The following is an 18,690-nucleotide window of genomic DNA, read 5'->3' as shown; positions in this document are numbered from 1 at the left end:
ATGCGGTGTAGGGTGCGCGCACCGGTCAGGCACGCGGCCATGCAGCTGGCGTCAGAACGAGACGCCGAGGTTCATGCCAAACGTGGTGTAGGCGGTCTGGAAACCGTCGGGTTTGTGCAGCGGGCTGCCGACGAAGCCCTCCCACTGCAGGTGGCGGGTGCCACCGCGCAGGCCCAGCGCCATGCCGGTAAGGCGGTCGCCCAGCAGGTACTCGGTGGACGGCCCGCTGACCTGGCCGTGGTCCACCGCGACGTAGCTTTCGACGCCGCCGCCGAGGGCGAACGCCAGCTCATTGCGCAGCAGCCAGCCGCGCTCGCCGGTGAGCGAGACTTCGCCATCGAACCCGCGCACGGTGTAGCGGCCGCCGATGGAGAAGCGGTCCTGCGGTACCAGTCGCGTACGGTTCCACTGCGCGCGCCAGCTGCCGGTATAGCGCAGCGCCTGCCTGCCCCACTGCATCGGCACGGTGAGCTGGGCGTCGGCGGTGATGATCTTGCCGCGTGCGGTGCCCTCGCCGAAGCCCTGTTCCGGTGCTTCCAGCGCGTCGAACGCGCCGGTGCCGCGCCGGTAGGCCAAGTTCGCGTCGAGCGTCGCCTTGCCGATGAAGTGGCGGTGGCCCAGTCCCAGCTCCCAGCCGGCCATGCGCCGGCGCTGCACCAGGATCTCGGTGTCGTCGATGAAATTGTCCGACTCGCGGTACCAGCCACGCCCGTACATGCTGGTCTTCGCGTGGGCGTTGCGATACAGCATGCGGGTCAGGCGCAGCTCGGCGTTGCGGCTGGAGCCGCTGTACTCGTAGGTCTCGAATGCACCGGCCACGGTCTGCTCGTAGTCGTACTCGCTGGCGTTGGCGCCCAGCTGCCACCAGCCCATCGGCACGCTGTAGTGCGCGGCCCAACTGTCGGTGCCGCGTGCGCTGCCGTTGAACACCGACTTACCGGCGTTGAAGTAGAACAGGTCGCTGAGCCCGGCCATGTTGTCCAGCGACAGCGTGGCACCGGCCTGCAGCTTGCCGGTGGAGGTGCTGCCGGCATCGTCCAGGGTCAGGTTCAGGCGTACCGGTGCGCGCTGGCTCCAGCTGATCACCAGGTCGCTTTCGCCGGGCCGGGCCGCAGCGCCTTCCTGCGGCGGCGCGATCTGGATGTCGACCGCGGCAGTGGGGACGCGCTGCAGGTTCTCCAGCGCCTGCTCGATGTCGCGCAGGTTGAGCAGGTCGCCCGGGCCGACCGACAGCGCATTCCAGAGCGCCGGAGTGCGCCCCTCGTCACTGGCAAAGCGCACCGCATGGATACGCCCGGGCACCACGGTGAGCGTGAGCGTGCCGGTCTTGAGGTCCTGCGGCGCGGCCAGGATGCGGGTGGTGACGAAGCCGCGCGCGATGATCGCGTTCTGCACACGCTTCATCACGATGTCCACCCCGGCGGTGCCCAGGCAGCGGCCGCTGGCCGGATCGTTGCGCGTATCGGCAGCCTTCAGCGCCCAGCGGAAGCGCTCGGCGAGGTCGCCCTCCAGCACGATGTGATCGATGGTGAAGCACGGCGACTCGTTGGCCGGCAGGCGACCTACGGCTTCCTCAGGCGTGGCCTGCAGGCGCACGTCGGGCGTGGTTTCCTGCTGCTCGCGCAGCACACGCTCACGCTCCTGCTGGCGCAACAGTTCCTGGTCCGAAGGCCGCGCCACCTGCGCGCCCACGGCGGTGGGCAGGCAGGCGATGGCAACAGCCACGGCCAACCGCCAGCGCAGCGCACGGCTGCGGTCGATATCCCCCTGATCCCCTTTCACGCGCTTCCCTGGCAGCTGAGTCTGGTGCACGCGGCGAACGGACAGCCTGCGGCGTGGCAACTCTAATTGAATTGCACAGCGGGAACCAGCGCCGGATTAGCGCGTGCGCGTGTAGGAAAAGTCCGCACTTTGCGTGAAAGTGAGACATCGCCGTGAAGCCTTGAGCGCATTAAAAAGCCGGCGGTCCGAAGGCCGCCGGCTGTGACGTCAAGAGGTAACGTCCATCAGAAGCAAAGGTGTTGCCCCGAAGATTGTGTGATGTCGCGCGCTCAGACCTCGTAGGCCGACTCGCCGTGCGAGGTGACGTCCAGGCCGGTGCGTTCGGCTTCCTCGTTCACGCGCAGGCCGAACACCATGCGCACCACCAGCAGGATCGCCACGGTGACCACGGCGCACCACACGATGGTGAAGGCGACGCTGACGAACTGCACCCAGACCTGGTGGCCGATATCGAGGTCGGCCTTGGTCCCGCCCAGCGACTGTGCACTGAACACACCGGTGAGCAGGGCGCCGACGATGCCACCGACGCCGTGCACGCCGAACACGTCGGCGGTGTCGTCCACCTTGAGCAGTCGCTTGAGGCCGGTGACGCCCCACACGCAGACCACGCCGGTGACCAGGCCGATCACGATCGCGCCCAGTGGACCGACGGTGCCGCAGGCCGGGGTGATGCCGACCAGGCCGGCCACCGCGCCGGAGGCGGCGCCCAGTGCGGACGGCTTGCCCTTGCTGACCGCTTCCACCAGGGTCCAGCCTAGTACCGCGGCCGCGGTGGCGAGGATGGTGTTGATGAAGGCCAGCGAGGCGACGGTGTCGGCGGCAGCGGCCGAGCCAGCATTGAAGCCGAACCAGCCCACCCACAGCAGCATCGCGCCGATATAGGTGAACGGCACGTTGTGCGGCTTCAGCGCGGTCTGGCCGTAGCCGATGCGCTTGCCGACGAAGTACGCCGCAACCAGGCCGGCCACGCCGGCATTGATGTGCACCACGGTGCCACCGGCAAAGTCGATCGCGCCCATCGCGCCCAGGTAGCCGCCACCCCACACGATGTGCGCCATCGGGATGTAGCTGAGGGTGAACCACAGCGCCGAGAACAGCAGCACCGCCTTGAACTTGATGCGTTCTGCGAACGCGCCGACGATCAGCGCGGTGGTGATGCCGGCGAAGGTGGACTGGAACGCCACGAACAGATAGTCCGGCAGGCCCTTGATCGGGGTGTTGCCCACCGACTCCGGCGTGAAGCCCTTGAGGAACGCGAACTGGGTGAACGAACCGAAGAACTGGTTGCCTTCGCTGAACACCGCGCTGTAGCCGTAGGCCACCCATAGCATCAGCACCAGCGAGAACACCACCAGGATCTGGCTGAGAACCGAAAGTACGTTCTTCGAGCGCACCAGGCCGCCGTAGAACAGCGCAAGACCGGGCACCACCATCAGCAGCACCAGCAGCGTGGAGGTGAGCATCCAGGCGACGTCGCCGCGATCAAAAGCGGGCGCGGCTTCTGCTTCCGCGGCGAGCGCCGGGGCCGCTTCGGGCGACGGCAGCGGCTCGACCGCGACGGTTTCGCTCGGCGCCGGCGAGACCTGTGCCTGCGCGTGCGCGGTACCGCTGAATGCACCCACCGCGAGCGCGCTGAACAGCATCAACAGGCACACGGCATGGAACCGGGCTTGCCACCCGGTGAACAAGGAAGTCTTCATTGTGGGCTCCGAGTGGGGTTAGAGCGCGTCTGCGCCGAATTCGCCGGTGCGGATCCGGATGACCTGTTCGACGGCGGTGACGAAGATCTTGCCGTCGCCGATCTTGCCGGTGCCGGCGGCGGTCTGGATCGCTTCAACCACGGCGTCCAGGCGTTCGTCGGTTACCACGGTTTCGATCTTGATCTTGGGCAGGAAATCCACGACGTACTCGGCGCCGCGATACAACTCGGTGTGGCCCTTCTGGCGGCCGAAGCCTTTTACTTCAGTCACGGTGATGCCCGACACGCCCGCATCGGAGAGGGCCTCGCGGACCTCGTCGAGCTTGAACGGCCGGATGATGGCGGAGATCAATTTCATGCGCATGCCCCGAAGATGGATGGAGCCGACGGCCACTTGCACATGGCCGCCGGTCGTTTGCGCCGGACTGCATGGACCGCGATGACGCGGGAGGGAGGAAGGCCCATGCTGCGCGTCCGGTCTCTCTTGCCCCTGTAAAACGGTGGTGCGTGGTGCCCGCGCCTGGCTCCCCAGCCGGTGCGCGGTGGTGCGAAAAGCGGTGGCGATGCAGAAGGTGGGAGGGAAGTCCTTCGGCATCGCCACCTGTTGCTCAGACCGCGTAGTACATCTGGTATTCCAGCGGGTGGGTCGCAGCGCGGAAGCGGGTCACTTCCTGCATCTTCAGCGCGATGTAACCGTCGATGAAGTCGTCGGTCATCACGCCGCCGGCCTTGAGGAACTCACGGTCCTTGTCCAGCGCTTCCAGCGCCTGGTCGAGGCTGGAGCAGACCTGCGGGATCAGCTTCTCTTCTTCCGGCGGCAGGTCGTACAGGTCCTTGTCGCTCGGCGCGCCCGGGTCGATCTGGTTCTTGATGCCGTCCAGGCCGGCCATCATCAGCACGGTGAAGGTCAGGTAGCCGGACTGGATCGGATCGGGGAAGCGCATTTCAATGCGGCGCGCCTTCGGGTTGGACACCCACGGAATGCGGCACGAGGCGGAACGGTTGCGTGCCGAGTAGGCCAGCATGACCGGGGCTTCGAAGCCCGGGACCAGGCGCTTGTAGCTGTTGGTGCCGGAGTTGGCGAACGCGTTGATCGCCTTGGCGTGCTTGAAGATGCCGCCGATGTACCACAGCGCCATCTGGCTCAGGCCGCCGTAGCCGTCGCCGGAGAACAGGTTGGTGCCGCCCTTGGACAGCGACTGGTGCACGTGCATGCCGCTGCCGTTATCGCCGACGATCGGCTTGGGCATGAAGGTGGCGGTCTTGCCGTTGCGGTGGGCGACGTTCTTGATGACGTGCTTCATGCGCAGCAGTTCGTCGGCCTTCTGCACCAGGGTGCTGAACTTGGTGCCGATCTCGCACTGGCCAGCGGTGGCCACTTCGTGGTGCTGCACTTCCACTTCGATGCCGACCTGTTCCAGCACCTTGCACATTTCAGCGCGCAGGTCGTGCAGCGAGTCGGTCGGCGGCACGGGGAAGTAACCCCCCTTCACTGCCGGACGGTAGCCGCTGTTGGCGCCGTCATACTTGTCGCCGGTGCTCCAGGCCGCTTCTTCAGAGTCGATCTTGAAGAAGGTGTTGCCCATGTCGTTGGCGAAACGGACCGAGTCGAAGATGAAGAATTCCGGCTCCGGACCGAAGAAGGCCTGCTCGGCGATGCCGGAGGACTTCAGGTAGGCTTCGGCGCGTTTGGCGATGCCGCGCGGGCAGCGGCCGTACGGCTGCATGGTGGCCGGGTCGAGGATGTCGCAGCTGATCACCAGGGTCGGGTGCTGGTAGAACGGGTCGACGTAGGCGCTGGCCGGGTCCGGCAGCAGGACCATGTCCGACTCGGCGATGCCCTTCCAACCGGCGATGGAGCTGCCGTCGAACATCTTGCCTTCTTCGAACAGCGACGGTTCCACGATGCTGACGGGGAAGGTGACGTGTTGTTCCACACCGCGCATATCGACGAAACGCAGGTCGATGAACTCGATCTGGTTGTCCTTGATCAGCTTCTCAACGTTTTCCACGGACATCGGTGAAACCTCAGATGGGTGATTGCCTGTGTGGACAGAGCAATCCCCGTGCCAACTTTCTGCGGCACACAAGTGGTTGATTTCACACGGCCTGCACTGAACTGGCGCCTGAACGTTCCGCACCACGATGGTGCAACGGCCGCACCACGCACACATTTGGTGCGGGCAGTGATGTTTTATGATCGAGTTCATTTTCCGAGCCGTTGCCCGCCGATGTCCGACCTGTTTTCCGCCCTGCTGTTGGGCATTCTTGAAGGCCTTACCGAATTCCTGCCGATTTCCAGCACCGGCCACCTGCTGATCGCCCAGCACTGGCTGGGCGCGCGCTCGGACTTCTTCAACATCGTGATCCAGGCCGGCGCGATCCTGGCCATCACCCTGGTGTTCCGCCAGCGCCTGTGGTCGCTGGCCACCGGCCTGCACGACCGCGCCAACCGCGACTACGTGCTGAAGCTGGGCACCGCCTTCCTGGTCACCGCCGTGGTCGGCCTGCCGGTACGCCTGGCCGGCTGGGAGCTGCCGGAGACGGTGACCCCGATCGCCTGGGCGCTGATCATCGGCGGCATCTGGATGATCCTGGTGGAAATGCGCGCCGCGCGCCTGCCCGACCGTGACGAGGTCACCTGGAAGGTGGCCGTGCTGGTCGGCCTGGCCCAGGTCGTGGCGGGCGTGTTCCCGGGCACGTCGCGCTCGGCGGCGGCGATCTTCATCGCCATGCTGTTCGGCCTGAGCCGGCGCGCGGCGGCCACTGAATTCGTGTTCCTGGTCGGTATTCCGACCATGTTCGCCGCCAGTGGCTACGCGTTCCTGGAACTGGCCAAGGACGGCAAGCTGGCCAGCGAGAACTGGACCGACGTGGGCGTGGCCTTTGTTGCCGCGGTCATCACCGGCTTCGTCGTAGTGAAGTGGCTGCTGGGCTATATCAAGGCGCACCGCTTCACCGCGTTCGCGTACTACCGGATCGCGCTGGGCGCGGCACTGCTGCTGTTCCTGCCTGCTGGTAACTGAAGTCCCCCAAGGAGATGTCCATGAAAACCACCCGCAACCTGATGCTGATCCTGCCGCTGGCCCTGCTGGCCGCGTGCAGCAACCCCTCCAGCCAGGCCCCCGCCGGCCCCGGTCGCGACGACCTGGCCCCGGCGCCGACCGCCGCGGCCGACCAGAAGGCCGCCGCGCAGCTGGACGTGCAGCGCCTGCAGGGCAACCACTGGGTGCTCGACAGTGCCACCGACGCCAGCGGCAAGCGCATCGACGCGCTGTTCGCGCGCGCCGACAAGCCGGTGACGCTGGACTTCATCGACGGCCGCCTGGCGGTGAGCAATACCTGCAACCGCATGGGCGGGGGTTACACCCTGGCCGACGGCACGCTGACCGTTTCGCCGATGGCCTCGACCATGATGGCCTGCACCGACAAGGCGCTGATGGCGCTGGACCAGGCGGTGGGCTCGCGGCTGGAAGGCGCGCTGAAGACCGAACTGGGCACCGAAGGCCAGCTGACCCTGCGCACCGCCAGCGGCGACGTGCTGGTGTTCACCCCGCAGCCGACCGCCGAAACCCGCTTCGGCGGCCCGGGCGAGACGGTGTTCATTGAAGTGGCCGCGCAGACCAAGCCGTGTCCGCACCCGATGATCCGCGACAAGCAGTGCCTGCAGACGCGCGAGATCCAGTTCGACGAGAACGGGATCAAGAAGGGGACGCCGGGTGCGTTCGAGAACTTCTACGACGTGATCGAGGGCTATACCCACGAAGCCGGCACGCGCAACGTGCTGCGGGTGAAGCGCTTCAACGTGGCCAACCCGCCGGCCGATGCGTCGTCGAAGGCGTATGTGCTGGATATGGTGGTGGAGTCTGCTGTCGAGAAGTGATCGCGCGAAGCGCCGGCACATGGCCGGCGCTTCGGTGTTGTCGGCCCTTCGTTGCACGGGCGCGTAGCGACGCGTTCTTCAGCGCGGTGCGTCACTGCTACTGAGGCGCGGGTTCAACGTGTACGTGCCATGCAACGCCGCTTCGGCGAGCACGTGGCCGTGCATCGCCTTGTGCACGTCGGCGGCGGTGAACGGCGTGGGCAGGTCCAGCGTGGCCACGTCCAGCGCGAACAGCCGGAAGAAATAGCGGTGCACGCGCTCGTCGTTGAACGGCGGGTACGGGCCGTCATAGCCCAGGTACTGACCCGCCATGTCCGGGTTGCCGGCGAACCAGCCGGTGAAGTCGTTCAGGCCCTGGCGCGCGCCGGCCGGGCCGGCCGGCTGCGGCTTGCCTTTGGCAACGAAGCCGTCGCTGCAGCTGCCTTCGGCAATGTCCCGCAGGTTGGCCGGAATATCCGCCATCGCCCAGTGGGTGAAGTTGGCGCGCGGCTGGTCGGCCGGCACGCTGCAGTCGGTGCGGCCGACCGTTTCCGGCACGGTGGGCACGTCCGGGTCGATGCACAGCAGCGCGAACGATCGGGTGCCCTCGGGCACCTCGCTCCACGCCAGCGGCGGGTTGCGGTTGGCGGCAAAGCCGTTCGCATCGCCCGCAGCGAAGCGGCTGTCGATCGGCTCGCCATTGCGCAGATGGGTGCTGGTGAGTTTCATCAACGTCTCCTCAGGCTTCGGTATAGCCAAGCCGCACCGCAACCGGGGTGAGCTGGGCGAACGCGGTCGACAGCACGTCGCTGTACTGGCGCCAGTGGCCGGCGGGGAACCGCGCCGGGCCCAGCGTCTGTGCGGGCGGGAACTGCACGCCAAACAGGCGGCCCAGATGCTCGGCCATGGCCGCCGGGTCGTTGCCGATCTCGTCGATGCGCACCAGCGCATGCGGGTACAGGTCCTGCTCGTGCAGGGTGGCGACCTGGGCCAGCGCGCGCGCCAGCCACTCGGCCGCCTCGGCCACCGAGTTGAGCGCGAACGGCGCCGGTGCACCGTGCGCCAGCCACTCCAGCAGCATGTCGCGCGGGTCGCGCAGCACCAGCAGCAGGCGGCCTTCCGGCAACTGCGGGCGCAGCGCCCACAGCAACGCGTTGTCCCACCACAGCAGCCAGTCGATCACGTTGCCGTCGGCCAGGCCGCGTTCGGGCAGGGCCGCGCGCCACTGCGCCGCCAGCTGCTCCGGCGCCAGCTTGCCGGTGGAGAGGTCCTGCAGCGTGTGGTAACTCTGGAACGCGTCGTTGGGCGGGTTCGGACTGAAACGGTCGCCCCGCACCACCGGGCTGGCCGCCGCGATGGCAGCCACGGCACGCTCCACGCCCGAGCCCGGTGCGCCCCATACGAACATGGGGCGGGCACCGACGTCGGCGGCGACCTCGCCGAGCGCCGGCCAGCTCAACGGTGCCTTGGCCTGCGGCGGCAGCGGGAGGCGCGTGGGCGCTTCGGCGGCATGCAGGCTGGTCCAGGTGGCCAGTGCGGCGGCGCGCAGCCCGGCGCGGTCCTGCACCGAGCCGAGCCAGGCGCGCAGGCCGGGCCGGGCCTCGGCCGGCACCTGTTCGATCAGCTGCTCCACATGGGCGACGGCGGCAGCGGGGTCGCGCGCCAGCAGGGCGTCGACCACGCGCATCTCACCACTGCTGCGGCCCGGCTCCAGCGCGATGATGCGGCGCGCGATGGCTTCGGCCGCGTCGGGTTCGCCGCGCATGTCGTGCAGGCGCATGCGCGTTTCCAGCGCGGCCATGTGGCCGGGCATGGCCTCGATCCAACGGTCGGCGACAGCGGCCGCTTCCGGGCTGCCCACGACCTCGACCGACAGCCGCGCCAGCCACACGTTGTGTTCGGCCGGATGGGCGGCCAGGGTGGCGTCCAGCGTGTCGCGCGCCTGCGCTTCGCGGCCCAGGCGCTGCCAGGCCATCAACAGCAGTTGCAGGGTCTGGCGGTCGGATGGCCACTGCTCCAGCACCGGCAGCAGGTGCTCGATCGCCTTCAGCGGCTCGCCGGACTGCAGGGCCAGCTCGCCGGCCAGGCGGCGCATGGCCGGGGTGTCGGTCTCCGGCCGGGACAGCACCTGGTTCACGGTGGCGGCGGCGGCTTCGGTATTGCCCTGGCGCAGCGACAACTGGACCAGCAGGCCCTGCAGCGAGGTGATGCCGGGGTTGATCTCCAGCACGCGGCGGAACGCCTGTTCGGCGAACGCCAGCAGGTCGTTGCCCATGTAGGCGAAACCCAGCGCGTACAGGATGCGCGCATCGTTGGGCAGCGCTTCGCTGGCCGCCGAGAGCAGCGCCAGTGCGCGGTCGGCGTCGTTGCGGCGCAGCGCGATCATGCCGGCCAGCGCGACCACTTCCGGGTGGTCTTCGTCGACCCGCGCGGCGGTGCGGGTGATCTTCTCGGCCTCGTCCACATCGTTGCGCGACAGCGCCAGGTGCGCCTGCATCAGGTAGGCGGAGAGTTCATTGGGGTTGAGCGCGGCGGTGCGGTCCAGCGCGGTGTTGGCCGCGTCGAACTGGCGCAGGGCCAGCAGCAGGCCGGCGTGCTGCAGGTGCAGCTCGGCATTGTCCGGCGCCAGTTCCAGCCCACGCTGCAGGCTGGCCAGCGCGGCGTCGTGCTGGCCCTGCTGTTGCAGCGCCAGTGCCAGCCAGCGATGCGCCTGCGGCTGCTCCGGCTCGGCCTGGGTCCATTCGCGCGCCAGCTGCGCGGCTTCGTCCGCTGCGTTGCGGCGCAGGGCTTGCAGAATCTTGTCTTGCATGACGGTCCAGCTCGGGGTCAAACCCCGATTGTAGAACACCGGCGGCGGCGCGCCGGGGCGGCCCTCAGGGCAGCGCTTCCAGGCCCAGGCGCTGGGCCACCCAGCGCTCGGAGAAGCCGTCGCCGCGCCAGTTTTCGAGGAACCCGCAGTGCCCGCCCCAGGGCGCGATTTCCAGCCGGGCATGGGCCGGCAGGCGCCAGCCGTCGAAGGTGGCGTAGGGGATGACCGGGTCGTCCTGGGCCATCAGGATGTCGGCCGGCACTTCCAGCCCGGCCAGGCGGTCGCCGGCGATCGAGTAGCCGTCGAAGTAGGCCTGCAGGGTGCCGAACTCGGTGTGGTGTTCGACCAGCCACGCGGTCAGCGCGCGGATGTCGAGCTTGAGCACGCGGTCGTCCCAGTCGCTCAGCTCGGGGAACAGGTCGCGCTTGCGGCGCAGCGACCCGGCCCACTTGCGGCGGAAGTACCAGTCGTACATCGCCGGGCCGTTCTCAATGCTTTCCATGGTGATGGCCGGGTCCAGCACCGGGCACACCGAGGCCACCCGGCGCAGCGGCACCCCGGCCGCCGGCGCGCGCAGCGCCAGCCGCAGCACGAAGTTGCCGCCCAGCGAATAGCCGGCCGCCACCAGCGGCAGCTGCGGCCAGCGCCGCGCGATGTCGCCGGCGGCCTGCACCACTTCGTCGATGCGGTTTGAATGGAAGATGCCGGGATTGAGGTGGTGGGTGTTGCCGTGGTCGCGGAAATTCAGGCGCACCACGTCATAGCCGGCCTCGAGCATGCGCGCCGCGGTCATGCGCATGTAGCTGGATTCGGCGCTGCCCTCCCAGCCATGCAGCAGCAGCGCCATGCCGACCGGTTCGCGGCCTTCGATGCGGCTGTGCCAGCCCTGCAGGCGCACGCCTTCGCCACCGTCCAGGATCAATTCGTCGGTCACTGCGCCGGTCGCCGCCAGCAGCACCAGGCCGCGCTGCATGCGCATACGGCTGGAACTGAGCATCGACTGCAGGTGCGGGTTGCGCAGCCAACGCGGCGGACAGTAGTCGGCAGCGGTCAGCATCGCGCTACGGGGCAGTCATGGCCGCCACGATGCGCGCACGCGAGGTTTCCGCGATGCGGCGACGGCCTTCCAGGTCGTGGGTGCCAATGGGCGCGAGGAAATGCACTTCTGCCCGACGTGCCGGTTCGCCCAGCAGGCGCAGGAAGTTGGCGAAGAAGCTTTCGCGCTCGCCGAAGGCAACCACGGTCTGCGCGTTGCCGTGCACGCCGTAGCGCAGCGCCACCGGCTGCACCGGCACCTGGGTTTCCACCGCGGCCTGGAAGATGCGCGCGTGGAACGGGCCCACTTCGTGCCCGCCACGGGTGCGTCCTTCCGGGAACACGCCCACCGCCTTGCCTTCCTGCAGGCGTTCGACCATGACCTGCATGACCCCACCGAGCGATTCGGTGCTGCCACGCTGGTGGAAGATGGTCTGGCCGCGTGCGGCCAGCCAGCCGACCACCGGCCAGCCGGCGATCTCACGCTTGGCCACGAAGCCCATCATGCGCTGGCTGTGCAGCATGCAGATGTCGACCCAGCTGACATGGTTGGCCACGAACAGCACCGCGCCCGGCAGCGGCGTGCCGATGCGGTGCAGGCGGAAGCCGAAGATCCACATCAGGCCGGCCGACCAGGCGTTGACCACGCGGTGTTCCAGCGGCCAGCCGCCCACGCGCACACGGCCCCACGGCGGCAGCATGCCAATCAGGGTCAGCGGCAGGAACAGCAGGAGGTGCACCAGCAGGAGGGGAACGCGATACAGGTAACGGCATACGCGCGCCACGCCGCCACGCGAGGCCGAAGGGGGGGAAGTCATCCGCGCACGATACTCCAGCGCTGCGGGGTCTGCCAGCTGATCGCGGGCAAACCGCCAGCGGCGGTCAAGGGCGGACGGCCGGAACCACGGCCAGGGTCAGCCGCGAGGTGCACACCAGCTTGCCGGCCTCGTCTTCGATCCGGATGTCCCAGACATGGGTGCTGCGACCCACATGCACCGCCCGTGCGGTGCCGGTTACGGTGCCGCCGCGCTGGGCGCGGATGTGGTTGGCGTTGATCTCCAGGCCGACGCAGACCTGCTGGGTAGTGTCCACGCACAGGTTGCCGGCACTGCTGCCCAGGGTTTCGGCCAGCACCACCGAGGCACCGCCATGCAGGATGCCGTAAGGCTGGCGGGTGCGCGCGTCGACCGGCATGGTAGCGCTCACCCAGTCCTCGCCGGCGGCGGTGAACACGATGCCCAGGTGTTCGATCAGGGTGTTGCGGCTGAGCGCGTTGAGCGCGTCGATCGAAACCGGTTCGCGGAATACCTGGGTCATGGGGGCGTCTCCGTACGACGAATGGGAACTACAGGATGGGAACCAGGCCAGCGCCGAATGCGGTGAGCATGCGCACCAGCAACCACTTCGGGCCGACGTTGACCTCGGGGAAGTCGCCCACGGCGACGTAGCAGGAATGGAACGCAGGGTCCTGCCGACGCAGTGGCTCCGGGCAGTCCGGGCCAGGTTGGAATTCGTAATCGGTGGCGTAACGCCACGGCCAGAAGTCGAGCAGCGGCAACGCTTCAGAGGCTTTGCCCACGCTGTAGTTCAGGCCGGACAGCACCGGCGGCTTGGCGCGCGGTGCCACCACCCACGAGTTCTTCGGGTGGATGTCGCGCAGGATGCTCTGCGCCAGCGCTTCGGCGAAGGCCGGGTCTTCGATGATCACCGCGCCTTCGGTGTTGTAGTTCTCGCTGCGCGGGTCGAAGTTGTGGGTGCCGATCACGCCGATGCGGCGGTCGACCACCAGCGACTTGGCATGCAGGCCCATGCGCGCGCCGCTGCGGGTTACCGGTACCGGCTTGTTCACGGCCTGGGTGCCCAGGAACGAGGGCCGGGTTTCGGCACGCAGCACGCGCCGTTCGACCACGCTGCCGTCGGTCTGGCGGCGCGCGGCGGGGCCCGGGGTGGGCTGCGGCCGCCGGGCATCCGGTTCGACCGGGGTCGCGTCGTCGTCCCTGCCGCCCCGTCGCGCATTGCTGCCCGCCGCGCTGCCGCCCAGCAGGCTGCTGTTGCGCTCGCTGCTGGGCGCGGTGCCCAACGGCGCCGGCACCAGGTTGCGGTAGTCGACCGGCGCATCCAGCGGGAACGGCTTGTACTCGTAGATGTTGAAGCCCAGCTCGCGCAGGTTGCGGCGCTTGTACTTGTAGGACAGCGCGTACACGATCGGGTTGTCGGTGGCAGCCAGGCTATTGGTGGAGACCACCACGCGCGGGGGCTTTTCGCGTGCCTTGAGGGCCTCGAACAGCTTGCGCGCCGGCTTGGACAGCACCAGGTACGGGGTCTGCAGCAGCACTTCGGTCTGCGCCCCGGCAATCAGCGAATCCAGCTGCGGCTCGGTCACGTGCTGGCCATTGCCGGGCTGGCTGGACGATTCATTGCGGTGCTTGCGCGGCAGGTCGGCCACGTAGCGCACCGGACCGACCCGGAATGCGGGGTCGACGAACATGCGCTGGATGTAGGCCGGGTCCTGCGCTTCCTGCAACACCTGCTCGACCCGGTCGGGGCGGCGGTAGTCGGCCGGCGGCATGGCCGGCGCGCCCTGCCGGAGCAGGGTGGCGCCGACATCGTTGAGGCGCTCTGCCGGCACGCTGCGCGGAGCCAGCCAGTAGGCTTCGAAGTTGACCGCCATGCCGCGTGCCACCGGGCCGGCCACCACCACGTCGCGATCGCGGAAGTTGTATTCGCTGTCCCAGTCGTAATAGTCGTCCTGGTAGTTGCGGCCGCCGACCACGCCGATCGCATCGTCGATCACCAGCAGCTTGTTGTGCATGCGCTGGTTGAAGCGGCGGAAGCAGCACAGCACGCTGCCGGCATAGTCGGCGTAGTTGAGCTTGGCCTTGCCGAAGGTCGGGTTGTACACCCGCAGCTCGAAGTTCTGGTGGCTGCTGGCCAGCGCGGCCAGGATCTCCAGGTCGGAGATCGCCGAGAGCTGGTCGATCAGCACCCGCACCTTGACCCCGCGCCGGGCGGCGGCCAGCAGTTCGTCCAGCACCAGCCGGGCGCTGTCGTCCTTGTCGAAGATGTAGGTCTGCAGGTCGATGCTGCGGGTGGCGCTGCGGATCAGGTTCAGGCGCGCCACCAGGGTGGTCTCGCCCTCGTCCAGGATGGTGGCGTAATGGCGCGGCGCGGCCTGGGTGGACTGGCTGAAGGCGTCCCCGGCCAGCGCGCGCAGCGGGGAGTCCAGCGCGCAGCGGTCCGGCTTGTCGCAATCGACCACCTGGGAGCGCGCCTGGCTGGCAATGCCGGCGGCGCGGTCGCGTTCGGCATGGGACAGCGACGCACAGCCACTGCCCAGCAACAGCGTTGCCAGCAGCAACACCCGCAGCAGTGAATTCACGGTTTCGGCGCCTCGTGGAGGCGTGCACGCAATACGAAGGTCACTCGATCACTCAGGGCTAGCTGCCAGCTGTCCATTCCATACCGGCCCCGCTGCACGGTACCGCGGCTGACCACGTCGCAATCATACCCGGCCCGGGGGCAGACCGCCGGCTCGACCTTCAGGACCTCCGGGTGGGACACGCCGCGCAGGATCAGCTGGCCCTCGATCACCCCGCCCTGGTGGACGGGGTCGGGCCAGTAAGGCTTGGAATCGAACTCCACCACCGGGTAGCGGGCCGAGTCGAAGAACTCCTCGCCGCGCATCCACGCGGTGTAGCGTTCCTTGCCGGGAATTTCCACGTAGCGGCTGAACATGCGCAGGTGGACCTGGTGGCGGCCGTCGGGCAGCACGTCCACCCGGCCTTCAAAGCGCGGGAACACCCCTTCGATGCGCTGGCCCAGGCGGGTGCGGATCTCGAACCCGAAGTGGGAGCGGGCCGCGTCGACCTGCAGGACGTGCGACGGCAGCTGGGCCGGCGCAGCCAGGGGATTGGCGGGCGTGGAGGGGAACGGTACCGGGGGTTCGGCCAAGGCCGAACCCGCCGCCAGCCCGAGCAGACAGCCCAGCAGGGTGTGTACTGCTTTCACCGGTTACGGCCACCAGAAGGCGTTCAGCGTCGCAACGCCCGGCTCAATGGGCGCGTCCTGTGGGAAGTGAAGGACAGCGATGCCACCCGGCGGCATGCCGCGATAGTCACTGGTGCTGCCTTCGGTCAGCTGGGCCACCAGTTGCTCCAGTCCCGGGTTGTGCCCTACCACCAGCAGCCGTTCCACATCGCTGCGCTCGGTTACCAGGCCGATGAGCGTTCCAGGAGTGGCCTCGTAGACAGCATCTTCAAGCTTCTGTTCTGCATAACCGGTGATCCGCAGCACCGCTTCGAGCGTCTCGCGGGTACGTCGCGACGGAGAACACAGTACGCAGTCGGGGAGCAGGTTGTGTTCCTTCAGCCACTTCCCGGCAGCCTCGGCTTCGGCCAGGCCAACCGTGGAAAGCGGCCGGTCCAGGTCGGCCTGGCCGGGACTGGCAGTTTCGGCATGGGCGTGACGCAGCAGTATCAGTTCTCGCATGGGGTTCCCTTTCAAGATCAGTCTTGTTTCAACCACTGCAGGAGTGGCTCCCAGTCACTCTGGTGCTCGCGCACCTGCGCGGAGCGGTAATCGAACAGGCTGCGGCCCAGGCCGGTCATGACCACGTAGCTCTGGCTGTCGCGCAGCTGCGCGACCACCGGGTAGGGCCATTCGCCCAGCATCTGCAGCGCCTGCTGCGAGGTCTGGGTCCACGACTTGGTGCGGTTGAGCACCAGCCCCACCGGCAGCTTGCGCTTATGGATGCGCGACACCTTGGACAGGCTGTTGAGGAAGCCGACGATGGCTTCGATGTCCAGCGCCGAGGGCAGCACCGGCACCACCACCGCGTCGGCCACGTCGAGAAAAGCGTCCAGCTCGCCCGCGCGCGCACCGGCCGGGGCGTCGATGATCAGTACCTCGGTGTCGTCGGGCACTTTCTTGAGCGGGTTCTTGCCGGTGGCGTCGATGGGCAGCACCGCGCTTTCCAGCCCGGCACGGCGTTCGGCCCAGCGGGTGCTGGAGCCTTGGGGGTCGGCGTCGGCCAGTACGGTCCGTTTGCCGGCCAGGGCGGCCTGCGCCGCCAAGTGGGTGGCGACGGTGGTTTTACCCACCCCACCCTTGGAACCGGCTACCAGGATCGTCTTCATGCCAGCCTCGCTTCCGGGGAACGAGCCCCGAGCGTACACCGCCCGTTGTGATGGAGATAGTCGCGCGGCTGAACCCACTGCATGCCCCGGCGCTTTGCTATCGTGCGCGATCCAAAGGAATGCAAGCCGGCATGAGCGAGTTACAGGACCTGAGCGCGTTGATCCGCGCCAACACCCCGCTGATCGTGATCGAGACCCAGGACGAGGGTCGCATCGTGGAGCTGTTCCGGCAGACCCTGATGCATGTGTGGCGGGCCCTGCACCGCTGGTCGATCACCGAAGGCCTGCGCCGGATCGACATGGACCGCGAGGATGACGCGGTCGGCCCGCCCGATGCCAGCTCGGCGCTGCAGATGATCCGCCAGGCGGACCAGCGCGGCATCTACCTGCTGCTCGATTTCCACCCCTACCTGGGCTACGCCAGCCACCAGCGCGCGCTGCGCGACCTGATCCAGCGCCGCCATTGCGAAGCCCATGTGCTGGTGCTGGTGGGGGCCAAGGTGGAGCTGCCGGCCGAGCTGGAGGCCCTGGCCACCCGCTTCAACCCGCGCCTGCCCGACCCCAACGCGCTGCTCAAGATGCTGCGCGAGGAAGTGGCGGACTATGCCAGGGAGAACGGCGGCCGCCGCGTGGAGGTGGACAACGACGCGGTCCAGAAGATCCTGCACAACCTGCGCGGGCTGAGCCTGGTGGATGCGCGCCGGATCGCCCGCCAGTTGATCTTCGCCGACGGCGCGATCAGCCAGGACGACCTGCCGCAGCTGGCCAAACTCAAGTTCGAGCTGCTCAACCGTGCCGGGCACCTGCATTACGAATATGACACCACGCGCTTCTCCGACGTAGCCGGGGCCAACCGGCTCAAGCGCTGGGTCAACCAGCGCCGGGCGGTGTTCCTCGGCGGCCAGGGCCCGGCCGGGCTGGATCCGCCCAAGGGCATGCTGCTGCTGGGCGTGCAGGGCTGCGGCAAGTCGATGCTGGCCAAGGCCACCGCCGCCGGCTTCGGGGTGCCGTTGCTGCGCCTGGACTTCGGCAGCCTGTACGACAAGTTCCACGGCGAAACCGAAAAGAACCTGCGCGAGGCGCTGGCCTCGGCCGAACAGCTGGCGCCGTGCGTGCTGTGGATCGACGAGATCGAGAAGGGCCTGGCCAGCGGCGGCGAAGACGGTGGCGTGTCGCGCCGGGTACTGGGCCACCTGCTGACCTGGCTGGCCGAGCGCAGGAGCACGGTGTTCATCGTCGCCACCGCCAACCAGGTGCACGAACTGCCGGCCGAGCTGCTGCGCAAGGGCCGCTTCGACGAGATCTTCTTCGTCGACCTGCCCGACCCCAACACCCGGGTCGAACTGCTGCGCCTGCACCTGGGCCGGCGCCAGCTCAACGCCGACGACTTCGCGTTGCCGGCGTTGGCGGCGGCCAGCGATGGCTTCTCCGGTGCGGAGATCGAACAGGCGGTGGTGGCCGGGCTGTACGCGGCGCACGCCGAGCAGCGCACGCTGGACACCGAGCTGCTGATGACCGAAATCCGCAGCAGCCGCCCGTTGTCGGTGCTGATGGCCGAACAGGTCAACGGCCTTCGCGAGTGGGCAAAAGGCCGAACGGTCAGCGCGGACGAGTAGAGCCGGGCTCTGCCCGGCTGCACCATCAACGCATCACGGCCAGGCCGGCGGCTGCGCGGCCCATGCCTGCTGCACTTCGGCCAGGCTGGCACGTTCGCTGTCGCGCCACGTCGGCAGCAGCTGCGCATACGCATCGCTGGTACTCCAGCGCTGCGGTTCGGTGCGCACGGCGGCGGCGTACCACTTCACGGCCTCATCCTTGCGACCGAGCGACCACAACGCCAGCGCGTAGGTCGGCGGCACCCACGATGCATTGCCACGCAGGCCCTGCTGTGCGGTGTGCCACTGCGTCAGTGCCGCTTCGGCATCGCCCTGGCGGAACAGGTCCCAGCCATGGTTCCAGCGCACCATGCGTCCCGGTGCCGAAGAGACCGGTGCGTTCTTTTCCGCGTCGGCATACAGCTCGCGACCCAGCTCAGGGCGCCCCTGCGCATAGGCCACGCTGGCCAGCTGCACGGTGGCTTCCAGTGCCTTGCGGCCACGTTCGCGTTGTTTCATCAACTGATCGACGACATCGGCGCTGTCGGCAGGCACGACCACGGGCGAGACCGCAGCCACGTCGTCATCGAAGTAGAACTCCTGCAATGCCGGCAATGATTGCGCCGACGCCCCGAACACCGTCATCCCCGCCGCCAGCACGATGCCGGTCAGCATGTTTCTTCCCACTGCCATACAAATTCCCCCAGGTTGTCACAACAACCTCCCTCCCCGATCCTAACCCCAGCTCGCCCCCGGTGCGAGTCCCCAGGGGC

17 protein-coding genes are annotated in these 18,690 nt (G+C 68.1%); 3 read left to right on the top strand and 14 right to left on the bottom strand.

What is annotated here, in order from left to right; all coding sequences use genetic code 11:
* Positions 1–51: 51 nt before the first annotated feature.
* The 4 genes from HGB51_RS18830 to glnA all read right to left on the bottom strand — a co-directional run bounded on the left by HGB51_RS18830 (position 52) and on the right by glnA (position 5,499).
* Positions 52–1,782: a ShlB/FhaC/HecB family hemolysin secretion/activation protein gene (locus HGB51_RS18830; protein WP_141739132.1), complete on the bottom strand. Its 1,731-nt coding sequence runs from the start codon at positions 1,780–1,782 to the stop codon at positions 52–54.
* Between the two features lie 269 nt (positions 1,783–2,051).
* Positions 2,052–3,482, bottom strand: a complete 1,431-nt coding sequence (locus tag HGB51_RS18825; RefSeq protein ID WP_070207929.1) for an ammonium transporter — start codon at positions 3,480–3,482, stop codon at positions 2,052–2,054.
* 18 nt (positions 3,483–3,500) lie between these two features.
* A complete protein-coding gene (locus tag HGB51_RS18820; RefSeq protein ID WP_070207933.1) occupies positions 3,501–3,839 on the bottom strand; it encodes a P-II family nitrogen regulator in 339 nt (112 codons plus the stop codon).
* Between the two features lie 250 nt (positions 3,840–4,089).
* Positions 4,090–5,499 carry a type I glutamate--ammonia ligase gene (gene glnA / locus HGB51_RS18815; protein ID WP_070207928.1) on the bottom strand — a complete coding sequence of 470 codons (1,410 nt, stop codon included), beginning with the start codon at positions 5,497–5,499 and terminating at the stop codon, positions 4,090–4,092.
* 213 nt (positions 5,500–5,712) lie between these two features.
* Between glnA and HGB51_RS18810 the strand changes: the two genes are divergently transcribed.
* Positions 5,713–6,507, top strand: a complete 795-nt coding sequence (locus tag HGB51_RS18810; protein WP_070207927.1) for an undecaprenyl-diphosphate phosphatase — start codon at positions 5,713–5,715, stop codon at positions 6,505–6,507.
* 20 nt (positions 6,508–6,527) lie between these two features.
* Positions 6,528–7,364, top strand: a complete 837-nt coding sequence (locus tag HGB51_RS18805; protein ID WP_070207932.1) for an META and DUF4377 domain-containing protein — start codon at positions 6,528–6,530, stop codon at positions 7,362–7,364.
* A 78-nt stretch (positions 7,365–7,442) separates the two neighbouring features.
* Here the strand turns inward: HGB51_RS18805 and HGB51_RS18800 are convergent, their stop codons facing one another.
* The 9 genes from HGB51_RS18800 to HGB51_RS18760 form a co-directional block, all read right to left on the bottom strand.
* Complete coding sequence (locus HGB51_RS18800) at positions 7,443–8,072, bottom strand: YbhB/YbcL family Raf kinase inhibitor-like protein (protein ID WP_070207926.1); 630 nt, start codon at positions 8,070–8,072, stop codon at positions 7,443–7,445.
* A gap of 10 nt (positions 8,073–8,082) precedes the next feature.
* Entirely contained in the window at positions 8,083–10,152 is a 2,070-nt protein-coding gene (locus tag HGB51_RS18795) for a tetratricopeptide repeat protein (RefSeq protein WP_070207925.1), read from the bottom strand.
* Between the two features lie 64 nt (positions 10,153–10,216).
* Positions 10,217–11,209, bottom strand: coding sequence for a YheT family hydrolase (locus HGB51_RS18790; protein ID WP_070207924.1), 993 nt, complete (start codon positions 11,207–11,209; stop codon positions 10,217–10,219).
* Between the two features lie 4 nt (positions 11,210–11,213).
* Positions 11,214–12,005 (bottom strand): lysophospholipid acyltransferase family protein, encoded by a 792-nt coding sequence (locus HGB51_RS18785; protein WP_070207923.1) that lies wholly within the window; start codon positions 12,003–12,005, stop codon positions 11,214–11,216.
* Between the two features lie 64 nt (positions 12,006–12,069).
* Entirely contained in the window at positions 12,070–12,504 is a 435-nt protein-coding gene (locus HGB51_RS18780) for a hotdog fold thioesterase (protein ID WP_070207922.1), read from the bottom strand.
* Between the two features lie 28 nt (positions 12,505–12,532).
* Entirely contained in the window at positions 12,533–14,566 is a 2,034-nt protein-coding gene (locus HGB51_RS18775) for a phospholipase D family protein (RefSeq protein ID WP_070207921.1), read from the bottom strand.
* Entirely contained in the window at positions 14,563–15,093 is a 531-nt protein-coding gene (locus tag HGB51_RS18770) for a YceI family protein (protein ID WP_246233707.1), read from the bottom strand. The genes HGB51_RS18775 and HGB51_RS18770 overlap by 4 nt, the downstream gene beginning before the upstream one ends.
* 105 nt (positions 15,094–15,198) lie before the next feature.
* A complete protein-coding gene (locus HGB51_RS18765; RefSeq protein WP_070207920.1) occupies positions 15,199–15,675 on the bottom strand; it encodes a SixA phosphatase family protein in 477 nt (158 codons plus the stop codon).
* A gap of 17 nt (positions 15,676–15,692) precedes the next feature.
* A complete protein-coding gene (locus HGB51_RS18760; RefSeq protein WP_070207919.1) occupies positions 15,693–16,322 on the bottom strand; it encodes a ParA family protein in 630 nt (209 codons plus the stop codon).
* Positions 16,323–16,453: 131 nt separating this feature from the next.
* Here HGB51_RS18760 and HGB51_RS18755 point away from each other — a divergent pair, with 131 nt between their 5' ends.
* The gene (locus HGB51_RS18755; protein WP_070207918.1) at positions 16,454–17,938 is read left to right on the top strand and encodes an AAA family ATPase; all 1,485 of its coding nucleotides are present in this window, start codon (positions 16,454–16,456) and stop codon (positions 17,936–17,938) included.
* A 33-nt stretch (positions 17,939–17,971) separates the two neighbouring features.
* On the opposite strand, the gene HGB51_RS18750 is transcribed toward HGB51_RS18755, so the two are convergent.
* The gene (locus HGB51_RS18750; protein WP_070207917.1) at positions 17,972–18,610 is read right to left on the bottom strand and encodes a tetratricopeptide repeat protein; all 639 of its coding nucleotides are present in this window, start codon (positions 18,608–18,610) and stop codon (positions 17,972–17,974) included.
* Positions 18,611–18,690: the final 80 nt, after the last annotated feature.

Source organism: Stenotrophomonas bentonitica (assembly GCF_013185915.1).
Lineage (GTDB): Bacteria > Pseudomonadota > Gammaproteobacteria > Xanthomonadales > Xanthomonadaceae > Stenotrophomonas > Stenotrophomonas bentonitica.
The sequence above is the reverse complement of the archived record's forward strand: the minus strand, read 5'-3'. Positions and strand labels throughout refer to the sequence as shown.